A 21749-nucleotide genomic window follows, 5' to 3' on the forward strand; every position below is an offset into this window, starting at 1 on the left:
CCTAGCCTGGCACTGACGGCCGGGTCAGCTCAGCAGGTGCGCCTGCCCGAACATCTCGGCGGTCGCCCGCGCCGACGGCGTCCCGGCGTCGAGGTCGGCACCGGCGCCCCGCAGCAGCCGCACGATGTCGTCCTCCCCCTTGAAGAGAGCACCGGCGATCGGCGACTGGTCACGGGCGTTGCGCAGATCGACGTCTGCTCCGCTGCCAATGAGCGCCTCCACGGTCCCCGCGTGCCCGCTGTAGGCCGCAAGCATCAGCGCGGTGTTGCCGGCCGCATCCTGCAGGTTCACGGGCATGCCCTGATCGATGAGCTTCAGCAGCGTCTCGCTGTCGCCGCGGCGGGCACAGCCCATGGCGAGCTCCGTCAGCGTCAGCACCTGTTCGGGGGTCAGTTCGGGCATGCCACCAGGGTAGGCGCTCCCCCGCGCTACGCACCGGAGGACGACCCGCGCCGGATCCCGCGGCAAAGTGCGGCCAGCGCAGCCGAAACGACGCGGCTCGAACCGCCGACTCGCTACGATGTGGCCATCCCCTGAGCATCGGAGCCCACGTGAAGAAGATCGGCGTCAGCGTCGCCATCGCGGCAGCAACCCTCCTGTTCCTCTCCGGCTGCGCACAGTCGGCGGCATCCGCAGCGGGCACCTGGGGAACCCCAGACTCGAGTGGCCAGGGCGAGCCAGGCCTGAACCTCGCCGACGACGGCAAGGTCACCGGCAACGACGGCTGCAACCGCCTCATGGGTGACTGGACCGAGACCGACGGAAAGGTTGCGTTCGGCGCGCTGGCCTCGACCATGATGTTCTGCGAAGGCGTCGACACGTGGCTGGTCGCCGCGACGTCAGCCGAGGTCGACGGCGACTCGCTCATTGTCTTCAACGAGGCCGGCGAAGAGATCGGAACCCTCCCCCGCGGCTAACGTCTCCGCGCCCGCACCCGGGCGTCTCTTCGCGCGCGCAACCGTCGCAATCCGCCGCACCTCCGCGCTCCGAATAGCCCCACAGAGACAGTCACTGACCGGAGGGTAGGATTCTGCGTTGATCATGCTTTCCTTCTCCCAGCCTCAGCCAGTGCACTCGCGCATCGTCGGAGTCGGCTACGAGTCGCCAGAGCGAGTCGTCACCAACGACGAGCTGTCGCTGACCCTCGACACCAGCGACGAGTGGATCACCTCACGCGTCGGCATCCGCGAACGCCGCCTGGCGGCCGACGGGCAGAGCGTCACCGACCTCGCGGCAGCCGCGGGCGTCAAGGCGCTGCTCTCCGCCGACGTGCATGGCACGGACATCGACATGGTCATCGTCGCCACCATGACCGCCATGGACCGCTCGCCGTCGACAGCCGCGCAGGTCGCGACACGCATCGGCGCCGCGCATCCGGTCGCCTTCGACCTCAACGCCGCCTGCGCGGGCTTCTCTCAGGCGCTCGCCGTCGCCGACCAGGCCATCCGGGCGGGGTCCGCGAGCCGGGCACTCATCATCGGCGCCGAGCGCATGAGCGACTTCATGGATTGGACCGACCGCACCACCGCCATCCTCATGGCCGACGGTGCCGGGGCCGTCGTGCTCGAGCGCAGCGAGACCGCGGGCGTCGCCCCCGTCGCCTGGGGGTCGCAACCCGAACTCGGCAACCTGGTGCGCATCCAGCAGCCATCTGGCCGCTTCGAGCAGGAAGGGCGCAGCGTCTTCCGCTGGGCCATCACGCAGGCGCAGCACGTCGCGATCGACGCCCTCGCCAAGGGTGGCGTGCGAGCAGAAGACCTCGTCGCGTTCGTCCCGCACCAGGCGAACCTGCGCATCATCGACGCCCTGGGCAAGCAGCTGGGGCTCGCCGATGAGGTCGTCGCCCGCGATGTCGTGTACTCCGGCAACACGTCCGCGGCGTCCATTCCTATCGCCCTCGCCAAGCAGGTCGAGGCGGGCGTCGCCGAACCCGGCGGGCCCGCGCTGCTGCTCGGCTTCGGCGGCGGCTTCTGCTACTCGGGCCAGGTCATCGCGTTCCCCGAGGTCCGCAACCCCGCCTAGCCGGCCCCGGCGCACATCCTGCCGACCCGCCCGTCCCACCGTCCTGCCTGCGTGCAGCCTCGGGCGTCATCAGCGGAGTCTGCGGATGAGTCCCTCATCTCCGGATGGGTTGCGAGCCATCCGGAGATGAGGAACCCATCCCGAGACGTGGGGTGGAACCCAGAGACCAAGCAGGCGCGAGCGACGAAGAAGGCGCGCGGACCCTAGCGGCGCAGGTGGGCGCGCTCGATGAGCGCCTGGAATTGGAGCTCGGCGGCGCCGATGAATAGCAGGTCGCTGCCGAGACCGGCACGCACGACTTCGACTTCTCCGTAGTTGGGGGCCAACGTGTGCTCTTCAAGGATCTCGAGGAAGTAGTCGCGTTCGAGGTCGAGGAGCACTCCGAGGAACCCGCCGAGCACAACCCGCTCCGGGTTGAGGATGTTGATCATGTTTCGCACGCCGACACTGAGGACCCCGAGCTGCCGGTGGGTCTCGAGCTTCACGGACGGGTCGGTGCTCTGGAGCAGCATGCGTTCGAGTTCGTCGTCGCTGGCGCTCTTCGTGCCGAGGGCGGCGAGCAGCCGACGCCTGCTGACGACCCGTTCGAGTTCGTCGTCTCCTGAGGTACCGAGGGCCGCGGGGGTCGCGACGAGGTTGTGGCCGAACTCGCCCGCGTAGCCGGCGACGCCGTGGAGGAGGCGGTCGTCGGCGATGATGCCGCCGCCGATACCGCTGGCGCCGCCGTTCATGTAGAGCATGTTGCTGATGCCGCGGCCTGCGCCGAAGATGTGCTCGGCGACGGCGCCAAGGTTGGCGTCGTTGGCGGCGAGCACGGGCAGCCCCGTGGCTTTCTGCAGCTGCTCGGCGAGGGGCACGTCGCGCCATTCGAAGTGTGGGACCCAGCGCACGAATCCGTCGGAGGCGCGCACGAGGCCGGGCACGGCGACGCCGATGCCGACGCACTCGTAGAGCGTGTCGAGGCTTTCACTGAGGCCCTCGACGAGGGCCTTCACGATGGCGACGGCCTCTTTCGCTGTCGGTGGCTTGTCGGTTTCGAAGCGGATGCGCTTGAGCAGCTCGCCGCGGAAGCTGACGACGCCCACGTTCAGCGCATCCACCTCGGGGACGACGGCGACGGCGACGATCTTGTCGCAGAGCCCGACGATGGGGCTCGGCCGGCCGACGAGGTTGGTGGCGACGGGCTCCTGCTCCTCGACGATGCCGCGGTCGGCGAGCTCGGAGACGAGGGCCGCGATGGTGGATCGGTTGAGGCCCGTCTCGCGGGTCAGCTCGGCTCGGGAGGCTTGGCCGCCGCGGTGGAGTCGTTCGAGGATGATCGAGAGGTTGGAGGTGGCGACGCGATCGGTGGGCATGCCTCTCCTCTCTCTCGTGTAGTCGGATGTGGTCGTGCGAGTGTCGGCGGGCTGCGCCGTTCCGTCGCCCGCGCCGCGGTGGCGCGGGCGACGGAGACCGGTCAGCTTCGTCCGCCGCGGCGCTTGCCGAGTACGTCGATCGCGACCGCGAGCAGTAGCACGAGGCCCTTGATGACCGACTGCCAGGCCGAGTCGACCGACAGGATCGAGAGTCCCATGTTGAGGACACCCATGATCATCGCGCCGATGACCGCGCCGATAACGGTACCAACTCCACCGGTCACTGCTGCGCCGCCGATGAAGGCCGCGGCAATCGCGTCGAGTTCGTAGGTGTTTCCGGCGGATGCGACGGCGCCACCTGCGCGAGCCGTGGTGACGATACCGGCGAGGGCCGCGAGCACACCCATATTGACGAAGATGAGGAAGTTGACGCGTTCGGTGCGAACACCGCTCATCTTGGCGGCGAACAGGTTGCCACCCATGGCGTAGACGTTCCGGCCGAAGACGGTGCGCTGCAGGATGAACGTGTAGAGCATGATCAGCACGGCCAGGATGATGAGGATGATCGGCAGGCCCTTGTGCGCCGAGAGAAGCCACGCGAAGGCGAGCACCGCGATGGCGACGATCGCGAGCTTCGCGATGAGGGCTGCGCCCGGCTCGACGGGGAGGTCGAGCTTCTTGCGGCGGGCGCGAGTGCGCAGCTGGCTGCCGATGACGGCGGCGACGACGACGAGGGCGATGAGCATCGTGACGACGTCGTGTCCGCCGAGCATCGTGCCGAACGACTGCGGCAGCGAGCCCTTGCCGATGGCGACGAACTCGTCGGGGAGGGCGTTGATGGTGCCGCCGGTGAGGAGCACCAGGGTGAGGCCTCGGAAGAGGAGCATGCCGGCGAGGGTCACGATGAACGCGGGTATGCCGACGTAGGCGATCCAGAACCCCTGCCAGATGCCGATCACCGCCCCGGCAGCGAGGCCGATGAGCACTGCCGCGAACCACGGCATGCCCCATTGGGTGATGGCTATGGCTGTGAGCGCGCCGACGACCGCGACGACGGATCCGACGGACAGGTCGATGTGGCCGGCGATGATGACGATGATCATGCCGACCGCGAGGATCAGCACGTAGGCGTTCTGCTGGATGAGGTTGTTGATGTTGGCGGGCAGCAGCAGCTTCCCGCCGGTGAGGATCTGGAAGAGGATGATGATGACGGCGAGTGCGCCGAGGATCCCGTACTGACGGACGTCGACCGACATCCTCATCTTCCGGGTGCCTGCTTCGTTCGCGGCCTCGGTGTTCGTGGTGGTCACGACTCGTCCTTTCCAGCGGTCATGTACTGCATGAGGAGTTCCTGGGTTGCGTTCTCTTTGGAGACCTCACCGGTGAGGCGTCCTTCGGAGATCGTGTAGATGCGGTCGGCGAGGCCGAGCAGCTCGGGGAGCTCTGAGGAGATCACGACGACCGCCCTGCCCTGTTCGACGAGCTTGTTGATGAGTCCGTAGATCTCGTACTTGGCGCCGACGTCGATGCCGCGGGTGGGCTCGTCGAGGAACAGCACGTCGGGGTCGGTCTGCAGCCACTTGCTGAGCACGACCTTCTGCTGGTTGCCTCCGGAGAGCTTGCCGGTGAGGGTCGCGACGCTCGCCGTCTTGATGTTCATCGACTTGCGGTAGCCCTCAGCGACGCCGTTCTCTTTGATGCCATCGACGATGCCCCAGCGCGCAACTTTCTTCGCGGCGGCCGCGGAGATGTTCGCCTGGATGTCGCCGATGAGGTTGAGGCCCAGGTGCTTGCGGTCTTCCGTGGTGTAGGCGAGGCCGTTCTTGATGGACTCGTCGATCGTTTTCGTGGAGATCGGCTGGCCGGCCTTGTACACCTGACCGGTGATGTTGGTGCCGTAGCTGCGTCCGAAGATGCTCATGGCGAGCTCGGTGCGGCCCGCGCCCATGAGTCCCGCGAAGCCGATGATCTCGCCGGCGCGCACGTGGAACGACACGTCATCCACGACCTTGCGGCTGGGGTCGGCTGGGTGATGGACCGTCCAGTTCTCGACGCGCAGCTTCTCTTCCCCGATGACCGCGTCGCGCGGCGGGAACATAGAGCTGAGCTCGCGGCCGACCATGGCGCGGATGATCCGCCCCTCGGTCGCATCCGCTTCGCTCATGTCGATGGAGTCGATCGTCGCCCCGTCGCGGATGATCGTGACGCGGTCTGCGATGCGCCTGATCTCCTTGAGCTTGTGGGAGATGATGATCGACGTGATGCCCTGGTCGCGCAGCTGCTCGATGAGGCCGAGGAGGTGCGCGGAGTCTTCGTCGTTCAGCGCCGCGGTCGGCTCGTCGAGGATGAGCAGCTTCACGTCTTTAGAGAGCGCCTTCGCGATCTCGACGAGCTGCTGCTTGCCGACGCCGATCTCGCGGATCACCGTGGCGGGGTTCTCGTTGAGACCGACCCGCTTGAGCAGCTCTGCCGCTCGACGGTTGGTCTCGTCCCAGTCGATGATGCCGAAGCGCTGCACTTCGTTGCCGAGGAAGATGTTCTCCGCGATCGACAGGTAGGGGCTGAGGGCGAGCTCCTGGTGGATGATGACGATGCCGTCGTGCTCGCTGTCGTTGATGTTCTTGTATCGCACCTCGCGGCCATCGAACTCGATGGTCCCCTCGAAGGTGCCGTGGGGGTAGACGCCGCTCAGGACCTTCATGAGCGTCGACTTGCCCGCGCCGTTCTCGCCGCAGATGCCGTGCACCTCGCCGCGCCGAACTTCGATGTCGACGCCCGAGAGGGCCCGCACACCGCTGAATTCCTTCACGATGTTCGACATCTTCAGGATTGTGTCGTCTTGCACCATTGCTCCGTCTCACTTTCCGAGCGTCGCTGCTCGGCATTGCTCCGCGCCTGTGCGCGAGCTGCCACAGAGGCGCGCTCGGGCTGGTGTGGGGGCACAGCCAGCCCGAGCGCGTTCCGTGTGGTGTTGGTGACTCGTTAGAGTCCGACGTCCGATGCCTTGAGGAAGCCGCTGTCGATGAGCTTCTCCTGCACGAGGTCCTTCGTGACGACCTCAGGGTCGAGGAGGTACGAGGGGACGACCTTGACGCCGTTGTCGTAGCTCTCGGTGTCGTTCACGTCGACCTCGGTGCCTGCCTTGAGGGACTCGATCATCGCGAAGACCTGGTCTCCGAGGAGTCGCGTGTCCTTCCAGACCGTCATCGACTGCTTGTCGGCGAGGATGTTCACGACCGAGGCCTTGTCGGCGTCCTGGCCCGTGAGGATGGGCCACTCGGAACCTGGGGTGTAGCCGGAGGAGACGAGCGCCTCGGCGATGCCCTGGGCGAGGCTGTCGTTCGGGGAAAGGACGACGTCAACCTTCTTGTCGCTGTAGTTCGAGGCGAGACGGTTCTCCATCTCGTCCTGAGCGCCAGCGCTCTCCCAGCCCTGGATGCCGACGGTGGCCCAGTCGTCGTTCGACTTAGGTGCCTTGCCGGAGGCGACGACGAGCTTGCCTTCGTCGATGTAGGGCGTGAGGACGTCCCATGCGCCGGAGAAGAAGAACTTCGCGTTGTTGTCGTCCGGGCTGCCGGCGAAGGGCTCGAGGTAGAACGGGCCGGGCTGGTTCTCGAGGTCGAGCGTGTCGACGATGTACTCGCCCTGGAGCTTGCCGACCGCGTAGTTGTCGAACGTGGCGTAGTAGTCGACGTTCTCGGTGTCGTTGATGAGGCGGTCGTAGGCGATGATCGTGATGCCTTCGTCAGCCGCGTCCTGGAGGACCGGTGCGAGCACCGAGCCGTCGATGGCGGCGACGACGAGCACGTCAACGCCGGAGGCGATCTGGTTCTGGATCTGCGAGATCTGCGTGTCCGGGTCGTTCTCGGCGTACTGCAGGTCGGTCGTGAAACCGGCCTCGTCGAGCTTGCTCTGGAGCTGTGCGCCGTCGTTGATCCAACGCTCGAGCTCGCGGGTCGGCATGGAGATGCCGACGCTCTCGATCTCGACTGCTGCTCCTGCGTCGCCGGTTGCTGCTGGGTCTGCTGGCGCGTCGCATGCGGTGAGACCGAGTGCGAGGCCTCCAACGACTGCGAGACCGAGCAACTTCTTCGTTGCTGACATGAAGGTCATTTCCTCTCTGAAATGTCTTGCCCTAAGTTGTCGCGCCAAACATATACCCACTTGGGTGCCCGCGCGACTCGTTCAGAGAATTTCGTGACCGAACTGCGACCATCCTGTTCCTGACTGGCGGGCACGTCCCGTGCGCGTGCCCGCCAGATCCACGTCAGTCCTTGGTTGTCTCCTCCAACTTATTCACCACTGAGCTCGTCAATTTGTCGGTGTTCGATGAGGTCGGCGAGCCAGCGACCGCTTCCCTTGATGATTCGCTCCTGCGTCTCGTAATCGACGAACACGATGCCGAATCGCTTCGAGTAGCCGTACCCCCATTCGAAGTTGTCCATGAGCGACCACACGAGGTAGCCGCGCAGGTCGACACCGCGCGCCATCGCTCGCGCTGCGGCCGCGAAGTGGCGGCGCAGGTAGTCGACGCGGTCGGGGTCGTCGACCGACTTCTTGTCGCCGTCGACGGAGACCGTGTCCGCGAAGGCGGCCCCGTTCTCCGTGATCATGAGCGGGAGGTCGGGGAACTGCTCGCTGAGCGATACGAGCAGGTCCTCGAGCGCATCAGGTGCGATGTTCCACCCCATGTCGGTGTACGGGCCGGGCTGTGGGAGGAAGTCGATGTCGGTGCTGCCAGGCCACGGCGAGCCACCCATGTCCTTGTGTCCGTCGTTCTTGACTCGGTCGCTCACGCCGTCCCAGGTGCGGACGGTGACGGTCGAGTAGTAGTTGACGCCGAGGAAGTCGATGGGCTGGTGGATGCGCGCGAGGTCGCCGTCTTCGACGAACGACCAGTCGGTGACGGATGCGGTGTCGCGCAGCAGGTCGTCGTCGTAACGGCCGAGCAGCATGGGCGACGTGAACGCCCGGTTCGCGAGCGCATCCACCCTCCGCTTCGCCTCCGCATCGTCGCCACGCGGGACGTGGAAGTTGAGCGTGACGGACACCTCTGGCTCGTTACTCGCGGCGCTGCGAATGGCGGAGACCGCGAGCCCGTGGGCGAGATTCAGGTGGTGCACCGCCGCGAGCGCCTCCGCGCCGTCGGTCCGGCCTGGCGCGTGCGCGCCGGAGCCGTAGCCGAGGTAGGCGGAGCACCACGGCTCGTTGAGCGTCGTCCACGTGTGCACGCGGTCGCCGAGATGGGAAGCCGTGAGGTGCGCGTACTCCTCGAAGCGGAAGGCGGTCTCCCGGTTGACCCACCCGTTCGCGTCTTCGAGGGCCTGCGGCAGGTCCCAGTGGTAGAGCGTCGCGATGGGGCGGATGCCGCGCTCGAGCAGGCCATCGACAAGGCGGTCGTAGAAGGCCAGGCCTCGCGGCTCGACGCGTCCCGATCCCTGCGGCTGGATTCGCGGCCAGGCGATGGAGAACCGGTACGCGTCGAGCCCGAGCTCAGCCATGAGGTCGAGGTCGGATTCGAGGCGGTGGTAGTGGTCTGCTGCGACGTCGCCGGTGTCGCCGTTCCAGGTCTTGCCCGGTGTGCGGCTGAACGTGTCCCAGATCGAGGGCCCGCGTCCGTCTTCGGCGGCGGCACCCTCGATCTGGAAGGAGGCGGTCGCCGCGCCGAGGACGAAGTCGGACGGGAAGGTGGCGAGGGTGCTTGTCATCGGGCGATCCTCGCCGCCCCGCCGCTTGCGGCGACTCGGGTGCCGGCAACCTCCAGCGACCACGGAGTGTCGTTCGGCCCGGTCGCCGTCACCTCGTCGGCGTCCCAGGAGACGTCGAAGGCGGCGCTCGCCCCGCCCGGCGTGCGCACGGTGACGCGGGTCGTCGTCTCGACGGCACTCGGGTAGGCCGAGAGGACGGCTCCGTCCAGGTAGTCGTGGTCGGGGCGGTCGACTCGGTCGTGCCGTGCGATGACGGCGCCCTCCCTGACGTAGAGGGGCAGGCTGTCGAAGCCGTGACGCTCCCGGCGCCAGGCGCCGCCGTCGACGGTGCTGCCGTCGAGCAGTGAGGTCCAGCGGCCGGCTGGCAGGTAGAACTCGACCTCGCCGTCGGCGGAGAAGACCGGCGCGACCAGGAGGTGTTCGCCGAGGAGGTACTGGCGCTCGAGATACGCGCAACTCGGGTCGTCCGGGAACGCGAGCGCCATGGCGCGCATGATCGGGATGCCCCGCTCGTGTGCATCCAGGCCGGCCGCGTAGAGGTAGGGCATGAGTTGCAGCTTCAGGTGCGTGAACGAGCGGAGCACGGAGACGGCACTCTGGGGGTCCGACTCGTCGAGCCCGTCGGCTTCGTCGAAGACCCACGGCACCCGGTAGGAGCTGGAGCCGTGCAGCCGCGAGTGGCTGCTGAGGAGGCCAAAGGCCACCCACCGCTTGAAGACACCCGCATCCGGCATGCCCTCGAAGCCGCCGATGTCGTGGCTCCAAAACCCGAAGCCGCTGAGCGCGAGCGACAGGCCTCCGCGGAGCGTCTCGGCCATCGACACGTAGCTCGAGGTGGAGTCGCCGCCCCAGTGCACGGGGAGGCGCTGGCCGCCGACGGTGGCCGAGCGGGCGAAGAGCACCGCGTCACCCTCGCCGCGGGCCTCCTCGAGCACTTCGAAGACGGCCTCGTTGTAGAGCTGCGTGTAGTAGTTGTGCATGCCGACCGGGTCGGACCCGTCCGCGTACACGACGTCCACGGGGATGCGCTCGCCGAAGTCGGTCTTGAAGCAGTCGACCCCCTGTTCGATGAGCCCGCGCAGCTTGTCCTGGTACCAGGCGGTCGCCTCGCGGTTGGTGAAGTCCACCAGCGCCATGCCTGCCTGCCACTTGTCCCACTGCCAGACATCGCCGTTCGGCTTGCGCACGAGGAACCCGCGCTCCTTGGCCTCGGCGAAGAGGTGGGAGCGTTGCCCGATGTACGGGTTGATCCAGACGCTGACGCGCAGGTCCTTCTCGTGCAGCCTCGCGAGCATCCGCTCGGGCTCCGGGAACGTGCGCGCATCCCAGGTGAAGTCGGACCAGTTGAACTCGCGCATCCAGAAGCAGTCGAAGTGGAACACGCTCAGGGGAAGCTCGCGCTCGGTCATCGCGTCGATGAACTCGTTGACCGTCGACTCCTCGTAGTCGGTCGTGAAGCTCGTCGAGAGCCAGAGCCCGTACGACCAGGCCGGCACTTTCGCGGGCCTGCCGACGAGCTGCGTGTAGCGCTCGAGCACCGCCTCGGGGCTGCCGCCGCCGATGACGTAGTAGGTGAGGCGCTCGCCTGGCACCGAGAATTGGACCCGCTCGACGGCCTCCGACCCCACCTCGAAGCTGACGTGACCCGCGTTGTCGACGAGCACGCCGTATCCACGACTGCTCAGGTAGAACGGCACGTTCTTGTAGGCCTGCTCGCTCGACGTCCCGCCGTCGGCGTTCCAGACGTCGACGGTCTGCCCGTTTTTGACGAGCGGCCCGAACCGCTCGCCGAGGCCGTAGATGACCTCGCCGACGTCGAGCGAGAGCTGCTCGTGCAGGTAGTTCTCGGCGAGCGGCAGCGCCATGCCTGACCTGGGCGGGCCGACGACCCCCGGGTCGACCTGCGCGTCGCGCTGCAGGCCGGCGTAGCCGACGGAACGGTGCCCGCTGCTGGTGAGCACGCGGCCCTCCGACTCGAAGGACAGCGACCACGGCGCGCCGCGGGTCGCGCGCAGCGTCAGGCTTCCCGAGGTCAGCGTGCCCTCGAGCTCGTCGAGGTCGACCTTCGCGTGTCCGCTGGTGGCGCCGGGGAGCGAGAAACCGAGCGGGGGCCTCCCGCCCTGGTGGTGCTCAATCGTCACCCCGATGACGTCCGGGAGGGGCGAGTGGATCGAGACGGTCAGCACTGGCCTGTTCAGCGTGTCGCCTCGCGTGCCGATGGCCTTCGTGGGGGCCGTGATCTGCAGGGCCGCTCCGTCGTGCGACCTCTCGATGTCGTACGCCTCCTGCGCGTACAGGACCTCGACTCCTGGGCGGATCTGCCAGAACCCGTCGGTGAACTTCATGGTTGCCTTTCGGACTACTTGACTGCGCCCGCGGTGATACCGCGCGTCAGCGTGCGTTGGAAGATGAGGAAGAAGATGAGCGTCGGGATGACGCCGAGCAGGGCGGATGCGCTGGTCGTGGTGACGTCCATCATTCGGTCGCCCTGGAGGACGCTGACCGCGACGGGCACGGTCTGCGACGCGTTGCTGACGAGGAACGTCAGCGGGATGAGGAACTCGTTCCAGGTCCAGATGAAGAAGAAGATGATGAGCACGCTCAGGGTGGGCATGCTGATGGGGAACACCACTCGCCACAGCACCGTCCAGCGGCTGGCCCCGTCGAGCGCGGCGGCCTCGAGGATCTCCTTCGGGAAGGTGCCGAGCACGGATGCGAGCAGGTAGGTGCCGAAGGCGCTCTGGATGACGGTGAAGATGATGACGACGCTCCACGGGTTGTCGTAGAGGCCGACCGCTTTGAACATGTTGTAGAGCGGGTAGAGGAGCGCTTCCTGCGGCAGCAGGTTCGCGAAGAGGAACGCGACGATGATCCACATCCGTCCCCGCACGCGCCCCACCCCGATCGCGTACGCGTTCAAGAAGGAGATGAGCACGGCCGCGACCGCGACGGTGCCGGAGATCCAGATGGAGTTCCACAGCTTCTGCGGGAAGTTCGTGCGCTCCCAGAACGCGACAATGCCGTCGAAGTAGAGGGAGGAGGGGAAGGCGAGCGGGCCGCCTGCGCTGTAGTCGCTCGGCGACTTGAACGAGTTGAGCAGGATGAGGAGGAACGGGAAGACGATGATGAGCCCGCCGATCACCGTGAGGGTGATCGCGATCCAGTCCTTGCCGTTGGGTGCGAGGTACTTGGACCTGGGGCGACGAGGGGTCCGCTGCTTGGAGGCTGCTTCTGTGGTCATAGTCCTGCACGCTCCTTCCGCTCCACCGAGGTCTGCGCCCTGATGAAGAAGATCGCGACGATGGCGATGACGATGGTGAGGGCGGTGGCGATCGTTGCGCCGTAGCCGACCTGCTGTGACTGGAAGAACTCGCTGTACGCGTAGTAGCTCGGTACGAGCGTGCTCGTGCCCGGGCCGCCTCGGGTCAGCACGTAGATGGGCCCGAAGACCTTGAGCGCCGCGATCGTGCACGTGAGGGTCACGACGAACACCTCTGGGCGGATCTGCCCGAGCGTGATGGCGGTGAACCGGTCCCACCAGCCGGCCCCGTCGAGCTCGGCGGCCTCGTACAGCTCGGGGTCGACGCGCTGGAGCGCCGCCATGAAGATCACGATGGGGTAGCCGAGCTGCACCCAGACCAGCACGAGCATGATGCTGAGCAGCGCCGTGTCGGGGCTCCCGAGCCAGTTGCTGGCGAGCGCCCCCAGCCCCACGGACTCGAGCATGACGTTGAGCGCCCCGTTCTCCGGGCGCAGGATCCAGCCGATCACGATGCCCGCGATGGCCATGGGCAGGATCTGCGGCAGGTAGTAGGTCGCGCGGAGGAAGCTCGCGATGCGCCCGCCGAACTTCTTGCCGACGACGTCGAAGAGCACGACGGCAACAAGCAGCCCGAGCGCAGTCGGGACGATGACCATGGCGACGATCATCGCGATGGTGTTGCGGAACGACGCCCAGAACGCGGAGTCGCCGAACAGTTTCACCCAGTTCTCGAGCCCGATGAACTCGGGAGGCCGGATGCCGCGGTATTCGGTGAAGCTGAGGTAGACGTTCCAGAAGAGTGGGACGACGATGACGACGATGAGGAGCAGGGCGCACGGAATCAGGTACAGCCACCAGCCCCACCGTGATGCGCCGCGCTCCGGGAAGGAGCTGACGTCGGCGGGAAGCGCCCCGCGCGTTCGTTTCTTCGCAAGCTGAAGCTGAGCCATGGTGAGTTCTCTTTCAGAATCCGCGGGCCGGGGCGCGGGTGGCGCCCCGGCCCGCATCTGATTACTCGCGGAAGTCGACCGCGTAGGAGTCGTACGACTGGCCGAGGCTGTCGAGCACCTCGTCGGAGGTCTTCGTCTTGTTCACGAGTTCCTGGAGCTGCGCGACGAGCTCGTCGTAGAAGGTGGGCGTCGGCCAGTCTGGGTAGAAGGCCAGCCCGTCCTTCTCGTTGATGTCGTTGAAGGCGGAGATCAGTTCCTGGCTCTTCGGGTCGGTGATGTCATCGACCTCGGCCGCGACGGGGAGGCCACCGTTGTTGCCGATGATCGCCTGGATCTCGGGGCGCATCGTGATCTCGATGAACTTCATGGCGAGGTCAGGGTCGCCGGCCGCCGCAGGCACGACCCACATGTTGCCCGCGGAGCCGAGGCTCAGCTCGGTCTCGGGGAACGGGACGATGCCCCAGTCGAAGCCGGAAATCTCGTCGACGAAGCGTCCGTACCACCAGCTGCCGGAGACGAAGATCGGCGCGTCGCCGTTGATGAACGACACTCCCGCATCCTCGGCCTTGAGGCCGGAGGCGTTCGGGGAGATGTAGCCGGCGTCGACGTACTCGACGATCTTGTCGGTCGCGGCCTTCATGGCCTCGCTCTGCCAGTCGACCTCGCCTTCGTAGAGCTGGTAGTCGTTGACGAAGTCGCGGTCGGACTCCTGGAGCACGAACTGGTACCAGAGCTGGCCGAGCGGGTACTCGAGCCCGGCCTGCGCGAGCGGCGTGATGCCGGCGTCGCTGAAGGTCTTGAGGGCGCCCTCGAACTCGTCCATGGTGGTGGGCACCTCGATGCCCTGCTCGGCGAACGCCGCCTTGTTGTAGTAGACGGTCACGAACTCGCCATAGTTGGGCACGCCGTACCATTCGCCGGAGCCCATGACGCCGTCTTCGCTGTAGCGCGCCGTCGTCTGGAGCGCTGGGGCCAGCTTGTCGGCCCAGCCGTACTCCTCGACGGATTCGGTGATCGGCGTGAGCAGGCCCTGGCTGGCGAGCAGCCCGGCCGTCGCGTTGCCCTTGGTGTATTCGAGGATGTCTGGAGCCTGGTCAGAGTTGAGCACCTGGCTGGCCGTCTGTCGGATCTGCTCGAAGCTCTTCTCCTCGAACTCGACCGTCGCACCGGTCTCTTCCTCGAAGATCTTGATGGCTTCGTCCCAGGCGATGCCCATGGCGCTGTTCTCGGCTTCGAAGTGCCAGAGGGTCAGCACCCCGTCGCCTTCCGGAGCGCTTGGACTGCAGCCCGCCAGGGCGAGGCTGCTGGCCGCGATCATCGCCGCGGCGACCCATTTCTTACGCACGAGTGAACTCCCTTGTTCGTCCTGCAGACACGTCGGCCACGCCGACGAAGTGACGTCAGCCGTCCGAACTGACGTGACGGATGCTTGCGTCGGGTCCGTCGGGCAACAGTCTGAGTCGATGCGAATGTTTTTGTCAAGCAGCGAAACAAATTAGGTGCGAGTGAGCAATCCTCGGATGGCGACGACCGCAGCCCCCTGCGCGTAGTTGTCGAAATGGAACGTCGGCCGCTCGATCCGCACCTGCGAGAAGTCGACCTGCTCGAGGTACTCGGTGGCGCCGGATACGAACTCGTCGTGCGCCAGGTCGAGCATGTGACACCCCTCGCCCATGATCGCGACGATCTCCGGGTCGACGGTGTTGACCGAGTCGGCAACCGCGACCCCGAGGGCGAACGCCGCGCTGCGGAACGCCGCCATCGCCTGTTCGTCGCCCCGCGCCGCACGCTCGAGCGCCACCGGGTACTCGCCGGGTCCGACGCCCGCGTTCACCTCGATCGCGGGCATGGTCACGAAGCTGTGGATGCAGTCCTGGTGCCCCTTCGCGCACGTCACGCCGCGCCCCGCCATGCGGCTGTGGCCGATGCGCCCGGCCCTCCCATGCGCGCCGGGCGCGGTGTCGTTGGCGACGACGAGGCCGCTGCCGATACCGGCCCCGAGCCCGTACACGACGAGCGAACGATGCGTGCCGAGCCCGCCGAACCAGTGCAGGGACGCCGCGAGCGCGTGCACGTCGTTCGACATCGACGTGGGCAGACCCGTGGCCTCCGAGATGAGCCGCGATAGTGCGATCCCGTCCCAGCCGAGGAAGTTCGACCGATGCAGGACCTCGACCCCGCCCACGTTCGAGACATCGCCGGCGACCCCAACTCCGATCGCCACCGCGAGCTGCGAGTCCGCCGTCACGTCCCCCACGAGGCGCGCGACCAGCGCGACCACCGCATCCACCGACCGATTCGGCAGCGGCGCCGAGGCCTTTCGGACGACCTGTGCCGTGAGGTCAGTGACGACCACGTACGCGGCCTCGCCCGTGAGCTTGACGCCGACGAAGTGCGCGCGTTCAGGGCGCAGGAAGAGGCTCTCCGACGGCCTGCCTCGGTGGCCCGAGGCCTGGATCTCGCCCTCTCCGAGGAGTCCGGCGTCGATGAGTTCGCGGGCGATGCGCGTGAGGCTCGTGCGCGAGAGCCCCGCAGCCTCAGCCAGCCGCGCTCTCGAGCGAGGCCCGCGGAGCAGCAGTTCGAGCAGGATGACGCCCTGCGTCTCACCGAGTTCAGGCCAGGGCTCGAAGGAGGCGGGAGTCGCGTCGCTCATTGCGCGAGCATAGCCCCGCTCCGAGCGCAGCCGACATCGCGCGCACATCCAGGCTGGCGACCCGGCGTGATCTCATATATGTTGGTCAACGCAACATTTTTGCGTTCAATGTCGAACTAGGAGGACCATGTCCACGCCAGCCCCCACCCCCGCCGACAAGTTCTCCTTTGGTCTGTGGACCGTCGGCTACAACGGGACCGACCCGTTCGGCGGCCCGACGCGCGCCGACCTCGACGTCGTGCACGTGGTCGAGAAGCTCGCCGAGCTCGGGGCCTACGGACTCACCTTCCACGACGACGACCTGTTCCCCTTCGGCTCGACCGACGAGGTGCGCGACTCGCAGATCTCGCGCCTCCGCGGTGCGCTGGATGCGACGGGCCTCGTCGTTCCCATGGTCACCACGAACCTCTTCTCGGCCCCCGTCTTCAAGGACGGCGGCTTCACCTCCAACGACCGCGACGTGCGCCGCTTCGCGCTGCGCAAGGTGCTCCGCAACCTCGACCTCGCAGCCTCGCTCGGCGCCGAGACGTTCGTCATGTGGGGCGGCCGCGAGGGCGCCGAGTACGACTCCGCGAAGGACATCCGCCAGGCGCTCGAGCGCTACCGTGAAGCCGTGAACCTGCTCGGCGACTACGTCACCGACAAGGGCTACAACATCCGCTTCGCGATCGAGCCGAAGCCGAACGAGCCCCGCGGCGACATCCTGCTCCCCACGGTCGGCCACGCACTCGCCTTCATCGAGACCCTCGAGCGCCCCGAGCTCGTCGGCGTGAACCCCGAGGTCGGGCACGAGCAGATGGCCGGGCTCAACTTCGCCGCGGGCATCGCGCAGGCGCTCTACCAGGGCAAGCTCTTCCACATCGACCTCAACGGCCAGCGCGGCATCAAGTACGACCAGGACCTCGTGTTCGGTCACGGCGACCTGCAGAACGCGTTCGCGCTCGTCGACCTGCTCGAGAACGGCGGCCCCGACGGCGGCCAGACCTACACGGGCCCGCGCCACTTCGACTACAAGCCCTCCCGCACCGAGGACGAGAAGGGCGTGTGGGAGTCGGCAGCGGCCAACATGCGCACCTACCTGCTCCTCAAGGAGCGCGCCGCCGCGTTCCGCGCCGACCCCGAGGTGCAGGAGGCACTCGCCGCCTCGCGCGTCGACGAGCTCTCCACGAACACGCTCGGCGAGGGCGAGACGTACGACGACTTCCTCGCCGACCGCTCGGCATTCGAGGACTTCGACGCCAACGCGTACTTCAACGGCAAGGGCTTCGGCTTCGTGCGCCTGCAGCAGCTGGCACTTGAGCACCTCATGGGCGCCCGCGGCTAACCACCCCGAGACCCGCACGACGGCCTCCCCCGTCCCCCGCGCAGAGCTGCGGCGGATGCACGCGCGTCCCACGACGCACGCGCATCCGCCCCAGCTCTGTCGTGCATCCCCAACGTCACCCGGCACCGCCAGGCCCGCCGCCCGGTGGGACTGACCCCGACCACCCAACCGCACCACAGCGCCCGCTCTACAGAAAGCAGACCATCATGCTCGTCGCCGGCTTCGACTCGAGTACGCAGAGCTGCAAGCTCGTCATCCGCGCCGCGGAATCGGGCGAGCTCATCCGGCAAGGGCGCGCCGCCCACCTCCCTGGCACGGAGATCGACCCAGCGCACTGGTGGTCGGCCCTCGAAGCCGCGACCGCGGCCGCGGGAGGGCTCGACGACGTCGCCGCGATCTCCGTCGCCGGACAGCAGCACGGCATGGTGGCGCTCGACGCCGACGGCCGCGTCGTCCGCGACGCCCTCCTCTGGAACGACACGAGAAGCGCTGGCGCCGCCCGCGACCTCATCGCCGAGTTCGGCCAAGAGAAGCTCGTCGAGCGCACCGGCCTCGTTCCGGTCGCCTCCTTCACCATCACGAAGCTCCGCTGGCTGCGCGACGCGGAACCGGAGAACGCCGCCCGCGTGGCCGCCGTCGCGCTGCCCCACGACTGGCTGACCTGGCGCCTCCTCGGCTACGGGCCCGCAGACGAGAGCCCCCTCGGCCCCGACCTCACGAAGCTCACCACCGACCGCTCCGACGCATCCGGAACCGGGTACTGGTCGCCGTACACCGGCGAGTACGACCGCGAGCTGCTCGTCGCGGCACTCGGCCACGACGTCATCCTGCCCCGAGTGCTCGGCCCCTCCGAGGTCGCCGGGACCACCCCGGCCGGCGCGCTCGTCGCCAGCGGCGCGGGCGACAACGCCGGTGCAGCACTCGGTCTAGGCGCCCGCGCAGGCGACGTGGTCGTCTCCATCGGCACCTCAGGCACCGTGTTCTCGGTCGCCGAACGCCCGGTCGTCGACCCGAACGGCGGACTCGCAGGGTTCGCGGACGCAACCGGCGAATACCTGCCCTTGTCGGCAACCCTCAACGCCGCCCGGGTCATCGACACGACCGCAGCCGTGCTCGGCGTCGACCACGAGCAGTTCGGCCACCTCGCAGCCTCAGCCCCGGTCGGCTCGGACGGCCTCGCCTTCGTGCCCTACCTCGACGGCGAGCGCACCCCGGACCTGCCAGACGCGACCGCATCGCTGCTGGGCATGACCCGCGCATCCTTCACTCGCGAGAACCTCGCCCGCGCGGCCGTCGAAGGCATGCTCGGCAGCCTCGCCCAGGCACTCGACGCACACCGCGCCCTCGGCGTCGAGGCAAAACGCGTCATGCTCATCGGCGGCGCCGCCCTCAGCGAGGGAGTGCGAGCGGTCGCACCAACGCTGTTCGACGTGCCGGTCGAGATTCCAGCACCCGGCGAATACGTCGCCGACGGAGCCGCCCGTCAAGCCGCCTGGATCGCGACCGGTCAGCGCCCGGAGTGGCCCGTCGAGACGATCGCCCGCCTCGAGCCGAACCCCGACGCGCAGCTGCGCGCCAGGTACGCCGCCGCAGCCCAGCTCACGCGCGACAGCGAAGAGCGCGGCACCGGACTGCGCGCCGTCTGAAGCAGAGACGCAGAGACGCAGAGGAGGGCGGTGCGCAGGCGCACCGCCCTCCTCTGTGTAACCGAGACCGGCCGAAGCAGTGTCGAGCCCAGGCTCGACCTCGTCCCGGCCGACCCCAGGACCTAGGCCTGGATGGTCTCGACCGTCTCCACCTTCGTGCCGGATTCGACCTCGATCTTGCGAGGCTTCGCGCGCTCGCTCACCGGGACGGTGACCGTGAGCACGCCGTGCTCGTAGCTGGCCGCGATGCGCTCGGTGTCGAGCCCCTGGCCGAGTGTGAACTGCCGGAGGTAGCTGCCGCCGCTGCGCTCCTTCACGAGCCACTTCGCGCCCTCGGCGTTTGTGGTGCTGCGCTCAGCCCGGATCGTGAGCTGCTGGCCGTCGAGGTCGACGTCGATCGAGCTGGGGTCGATGCCCGGCAGGTCGGCGGTGAGGATGTAGTGGTCGGCCTCACGGTAGAGGTCGATGGGCATCGAACGCGGGCTGTTCGGTGCTCCTTGGAAAAGTCGTTCCATTTCCTGGAACGGATCGAAGACGCGTGCCATGTCGTTTCCCTTCCTTGCATGCACAATGTGCATTGAACTTGAGTCGACCGTTGTCAACTTCCGTAGAAAGGAAATTAGCACTCACCACAAGCGAGTGCCAGAAAATTCGCTGAGAAGCCCGTCAGCCCAGGGCGAACGGGGTGCCCTCAGTGGAAACGATGGTCCTGCACCGTCATCCGCGGACCGTGCTTCGGCCGCGGATTGCCCGCGAGCTTGATGAGCCGCACAACCCGCTCACGGTGCCCACGCCATGGCTCCAAGAGCTCGCGCATCCCGTCGTCATCGACGTCGCAGCCCGCAAGCGCCCACCCGACCATGTTCGGGATGTGATAGTCGCTGAAGCTCGGGGCGTCAGGGTCGCCGTGCGAGCGCTGCACGGTCTCGTTGGCCGTCCACACCCCAACGCCAACGATCGACCGAAGACGCCGCAGGGGCTCCTCGGAGCCGGTCGGCAGGCTTGACGCTCGCTCCAACGCGGAGGCCACGGTCGCCGCACGAATCACCGTGCCCGTGCGCGAATGATCGACACCCGCGCGATGCCAGTCCCAGCTCGGAATGCGCCGCCACTGCTCGGGGCGCAGCGGGAGCCGTAAGTGGCGCGGCACCAGACCGACCGGCCCAGGAGCCGCGTCTGCGTAGTCGCGGTGCAGGATGTCCCACGCTCGATGCGCCTCGAGGCCAGTGATCTTCTGCTCGATGATCGCGGCGCTCAGCGCCTCAAACACCGCCCCGGTCTTCGGAAGGCGGAGGCCCTCGTTCAGCCGCCGCACCTCGGCCAGCTCGGGGAGCGCATCCAGGCGCAACTCGCCCCAGTCGTCGTCACGCCCGAGGAGCGCAGGGGCTTCATCAACAGCGATCTCGGCCGCCTCGCCCCACGAGACGATGCGGATGCCCTCCCGCGCCTGCCGGAAGACCGTCGTCGCACCGCCCGCGAGCGCGTGCGAAGTGCGCCACACGTCGCGCGACACGGGATGCACCCAGCAGGTCGGGTCACGCCTGCCGCGCATGAGCGGCGACAGCGTCTGCAGCACATCGACCGGCTGCACCGGCCGATAGAGCGACATGACCCGATCTGGCATAACACCAGCGTAGGCACCACCTCCGACAACGGCACCACGTGGACCCGCGACCGCGCTCACCGGAACGGCTCGGCTCGGCTCGGCTCGGCTCGGCTCGTAAAATCGCACCATGGCTGTTCCCAAGATCGTCCTCTACTACGCGTTCGCGCCCCTCGCCGACCCGGAGGCGATCCGCCTCTGGCAGCGCGACCTCGCGGCGTCGCTGGGACTCCGGGGGCGCATCCTGATCTCGAAGGACGGGATCAACGGCACGCTCGGCGGTGAGCTGAACGCGCTCAAGCGCTACGTGCGCACCACACGCGAGTACCCCGCGTTCAAAGATGCCGACTACAAGTGGTCCGAGGGGACGGGGCTCGACGAGCGCGGACAGAGCCTCGACTTCCCGCGCCTCAGCGTGAAGGTGCGCGACGAGATCGTGAGCTTCGGTGCACCAGGAGAGCTGGAGGTCGACGCCAACGGCGTCGTGGGCGGGGGCACGCACCTCGCCCCAGAGGAGCTGCATGCGCTCGTCGAGGAACGCGAAGACGTCGTCTTCTTCGACGGACGCAACGCGATCGAGGCGCGGATCGGCCGCTTCGAGGGTGCAGTCGTGCCCGAGACCGGGACCACGCGAGACTTCATCGCAGAACTCGAGTCAGGCAAGTACGACGACCTGAAGTCGAAGCCCGTCGTCACGTACTGCACCGGCGGCGTCCGCTGCGAGGTGCTCTCGGCACTCATGATCAAGCGGGGCTTCAGCGAGGTGTACCAGCTCGACGGCGGCATTGTGCGCTACGCCGAGCAGTTCGGCGACGAGGGGCTCTGGAAAGGGTCGCTCGCGGTCTTCGACGCCCGTGAGCACCTCGAGTTCGGCCCGAACACCGAGAAGCTCGGACGCTGCCGGGAGTGCACGGCACCCACCCACCGCACCCAGAACTGCAGCGACCCATCCTGCCGCGAGCGGTTCGTCGCCTGCGAGACCTGCGGCCAGCGCCAACTGCACTGCGCGACACACGGCAGCGCACCCGCCACGGTCGACGCCGCCTGACGCCGCCTGACGCCGAGCAGAACTTGCGCCCCGACGAGACACCTTCCGGTCGGTGACACGCCGGTCTCTGGAAGCGATCTTCACAAGTTTTCGGCCGCATCCGCAGGCCCACAGCGCCACCCGTCTTGCCGCAAGATTTGTGGTGACCTGGAACAAAATTGCGTCCCCACCCACCTCG

The 21749-nt window shown here is 67.5% G+C and carries 18 protein-coding genes; 5 read left to right on the forward strand and 13 right to left on the reverse strand.

Features of this window, described 5'->3' with window-relative positions; translation table 11 throughout:
* Positions 1 to 24: 24 nt before the first annotated feature.
* Positions 25 to 402, reverse strand: a complete 378-nt coding sequence (locus ACPYN9_RS09875; protein WP_424466132.1) for an ankyrin repeat domain-containing protein — start codon at positions 400 to 402, stop codon at positions 25 to 27.
* A 149-nt stretch (positions 403 to 551) separates the two neighbouring features.
* On the opposite strand from ACPYN9_RS09875, the gene ACPYN9_RS09880 reads away from it, so the two are divergent.
* Positions 552 to 917: an META domain-containing protein gene (locus tag ACPYN9_RS09880; protein WP_424466134.1), complete on the forward strand. Its 366-nt coding sequence runs from the start codon at positions 552 to 554 to the stop codon at positions 915 to 917.
* Positions 918 to 1068: 151 nt separating this feature from the next.
* Positions 1069 to 2022 (forward strand): beta-ketoacyl-ACP synthase III, encoded by a 954-nt coding sequence (locus ACPYN9_RS09885; RefSeq protein ID WP_424466136.1) that lies wholly within the window; start codon positions 1069 to 1071, stop codon positions 2020 to 2022.
* 203 nt (positions 2023 to 2225) lie between these two features.
* On the opposite strand, the gene ACPYN9_RS09890 is transcribed toward ACPYN9_RS09885, so the two are convergent.
* From ACPYN9_RS09890 to ACPYN9_RS09935, 10 genes are all read right to left on the reverse strand, one after another.
* A complete protein-coding gene (locus tag ACPYN9_RS09890) occupies positions 2226 to 3377 on the reverse strand; it encodes an ROK family protein (protein WP_424466137.1) in 1152 nt (383 codons plus the stop codon).
* A gap of 101 nt (positions 3378 to 3478) precedes the next feature.
* Positions 3479 to 4639: a multiple monosaccharide ABC transporter permease gene (mmsB, locus tag ACPYN9_RS09895; RefSeq protein WP_424466224.1), complete on the reverse strand. Its 1161-nt coding sequence runs from the start codon at positions 4637 to 4639 to the stop codon at positions 3479 to 3481.
* 44 nt (positions 4640 to 4683) lie between these two features.
* On the reverse strand, positions 4684 to 6198 hold the full coding sequence (gene mmsA / locus ACPYN9_RS09900) for a multiple monosaccharide ABC transporter ATP-binding protein (RefSeq protein ID WP_424466139.1): 1515 nt from the start codon (positions 6196 to 6198) through the stop codon (positions 4684 to 4686).
* 161 nt (positions 6199 to 6359) lie between these two features.
* On the reverse strand, positions 6360 to 7481 hold the full coding sequence (chvE, locus tag ACPYN9_RS09905; protein WP_424466141.1) for a multiple monosaccharide ABC transporter substrate-binding protein: 1122 nt from the start codon (positions 7479 to 7481) through the stop codon (positions 6360 to 6362).
* A gap of 188 nt (positions 7482 to 7669) precedes the next feature.
* Positions 7670 to 9085, reverse strand: coding sequence for a GH1 family beta-glucosidase (locus tag ACPYN9_RS09910; RefSeq protein ID WP_424466142.1), 1416 nt, complete (start codon positions 9083 to 9085; stop codon positions 7670 to 7672).
* Positions 9082 to 11430 (reverse strand): alpha-xylosidase, encoded by a 2349-nt coding sequence (yicI, locus tag ACPYN9_RS09915; protein WP_424466144.1) that lies wholly within the window; start codon positions 11428 to 11430, stop codon positions 9082 to 9084. The genes ACPYN9_RS09910 and yicI overlap by 4 nt, the downstream gene beginning before the upstream one ends.
* 14 nt (positions 11431 to 11444) lie before the next feature.
* Positions 11445 to 12326 carry a carbohydrate ABC transporter permease gene (locus ACPYN9_RS09920; protein ID WP_424466145.1) on the reverse strand — a complete coding sequence of 294 codons (882 nt, stop codon included), beginning with the start codon at positions 12324 to 12326 and terminating at the stop codon, positions 11445 to 11447.
* Complete coding sequence (locus tag ACPYN9_RS09925; RefSeq protein WP_424466147.1) at positions 12323 to 13297, reverse strand: carbohydrate ABC transporter permease; 975 nt, start codon at positions 13295 to 13297, stop codon at positions 12323 to 12325. The genes ACPYN9_RS09920 and ACPYN9_RS09925 overlap by 4 nt, the downstream gene beginning before the upstream one ends.
* A gap of 61 nt (positions 13298 to 13358) precedes the next feature.
* Entirely contained in the window at positions 13359 to 14642 is a 1284-nt protein-coding gene (locus ACPYN9_RS09930) for an ABC transporter substrate-binding protein (RefSeq protein WP_424466148.1), read from the reverse strand.
* 150 nt (positions 14643 to 14792) lie between these two features.
* Entirely contained in the window at positions 14793 to 15950 is a 1158-nt protein-coding gene (locus ACPYN9_RS09935) for an ROK family protein (protein ID WP_424466150.1), read from the reverse strand.
* Positions 15951 to 16077: 127 nt separating this feature from the next.
* Here ACPYN9_RS09935 and xylA point away from each other — a divergent pair, with 127 nt between their 5' ends.
* Entirely contained in the window at positions 16078 to 17274 is a 1197-nt protein-coding gene (gene xylA / locus ACPYN9_RS09940; RefSeq protein WP_424466152.1) for a xylose isomerase, read from the forward strand.
* A gap of 203 nt (positions 17275 to 17477) precedes the next feature.
* Positions 17478 to 18920: a xylulokinase gene (gene xylB / locus ACPYN9_RS09945; protein WP_424466225.1), complete on the forward strand. Its 1443-nt coding sequence runs from the start codon at positions 17478 to 17480 to the stop codon at positions 18918 to 18920.
* A 122-nt stretch (positions 18921 to 19042) separates the two neighbouring features.
* Here xylB and ACPYN9_RS09950 read toward each other — a convergent pair whose 3' ends face one another.
* The gene (locus tag ACPYN9_RS09950) at positions 19043 to 19465 is read right to left on the reverse strand and encodes an Hsp20/alpha crystallin family protein (RefSeq protein WP_424466154.1); all 423 of its coding nucleotides are present in this window, start codon (positions 19463 to 19465) and stop codon (positions 19043 to 19045) included.
* Positions 19466 to 19611: 146 nt separating this feature from the next.
* Positions 19612 to 20544: a DNA-3-methyladenine glycosylase family protein gene (locus tag ACPYN9_RS09955; protein ID WP_424466155.1), complete on the reverse strand. Its 933-nt coding sequence runs from the start codon at positions 20542 to 20544 to the stop codon at positions 19612 to 19614.
* Positions 20545 to 20653: 109 nt separating this feature from the next.
* On the opposite strand from ACPYN9_RS09955, the gene ACPYN9_RS09960 reads away from it, so the two are divergent.
* Positions 20654 to 21571: a rhodanese-related sulfurtransferase gene (locus ACPYN9_RS09960; protein ID WP_424466156.1), complete on the forward strand. Its 918-nt coding sequence runs from the start codon at positions 20654 to 20656 to the stop codon at positions 21569 to 21571.
* Positions 21572 to 21749: the final 178 nt, after the last annotated feature.

The sequence above is a fragment of the Pseudoclavibacter helvolus genome (assembly GCF_049707175.1).
In the GTDB taxonomy this organism is placed as follows: Bacteria; Actinomycetota; Actinomycetes; order Actinomycetales; family Microbacteriaceae; genus Pseudoclavibacter; species Pseudoclavibacter helvolus_A.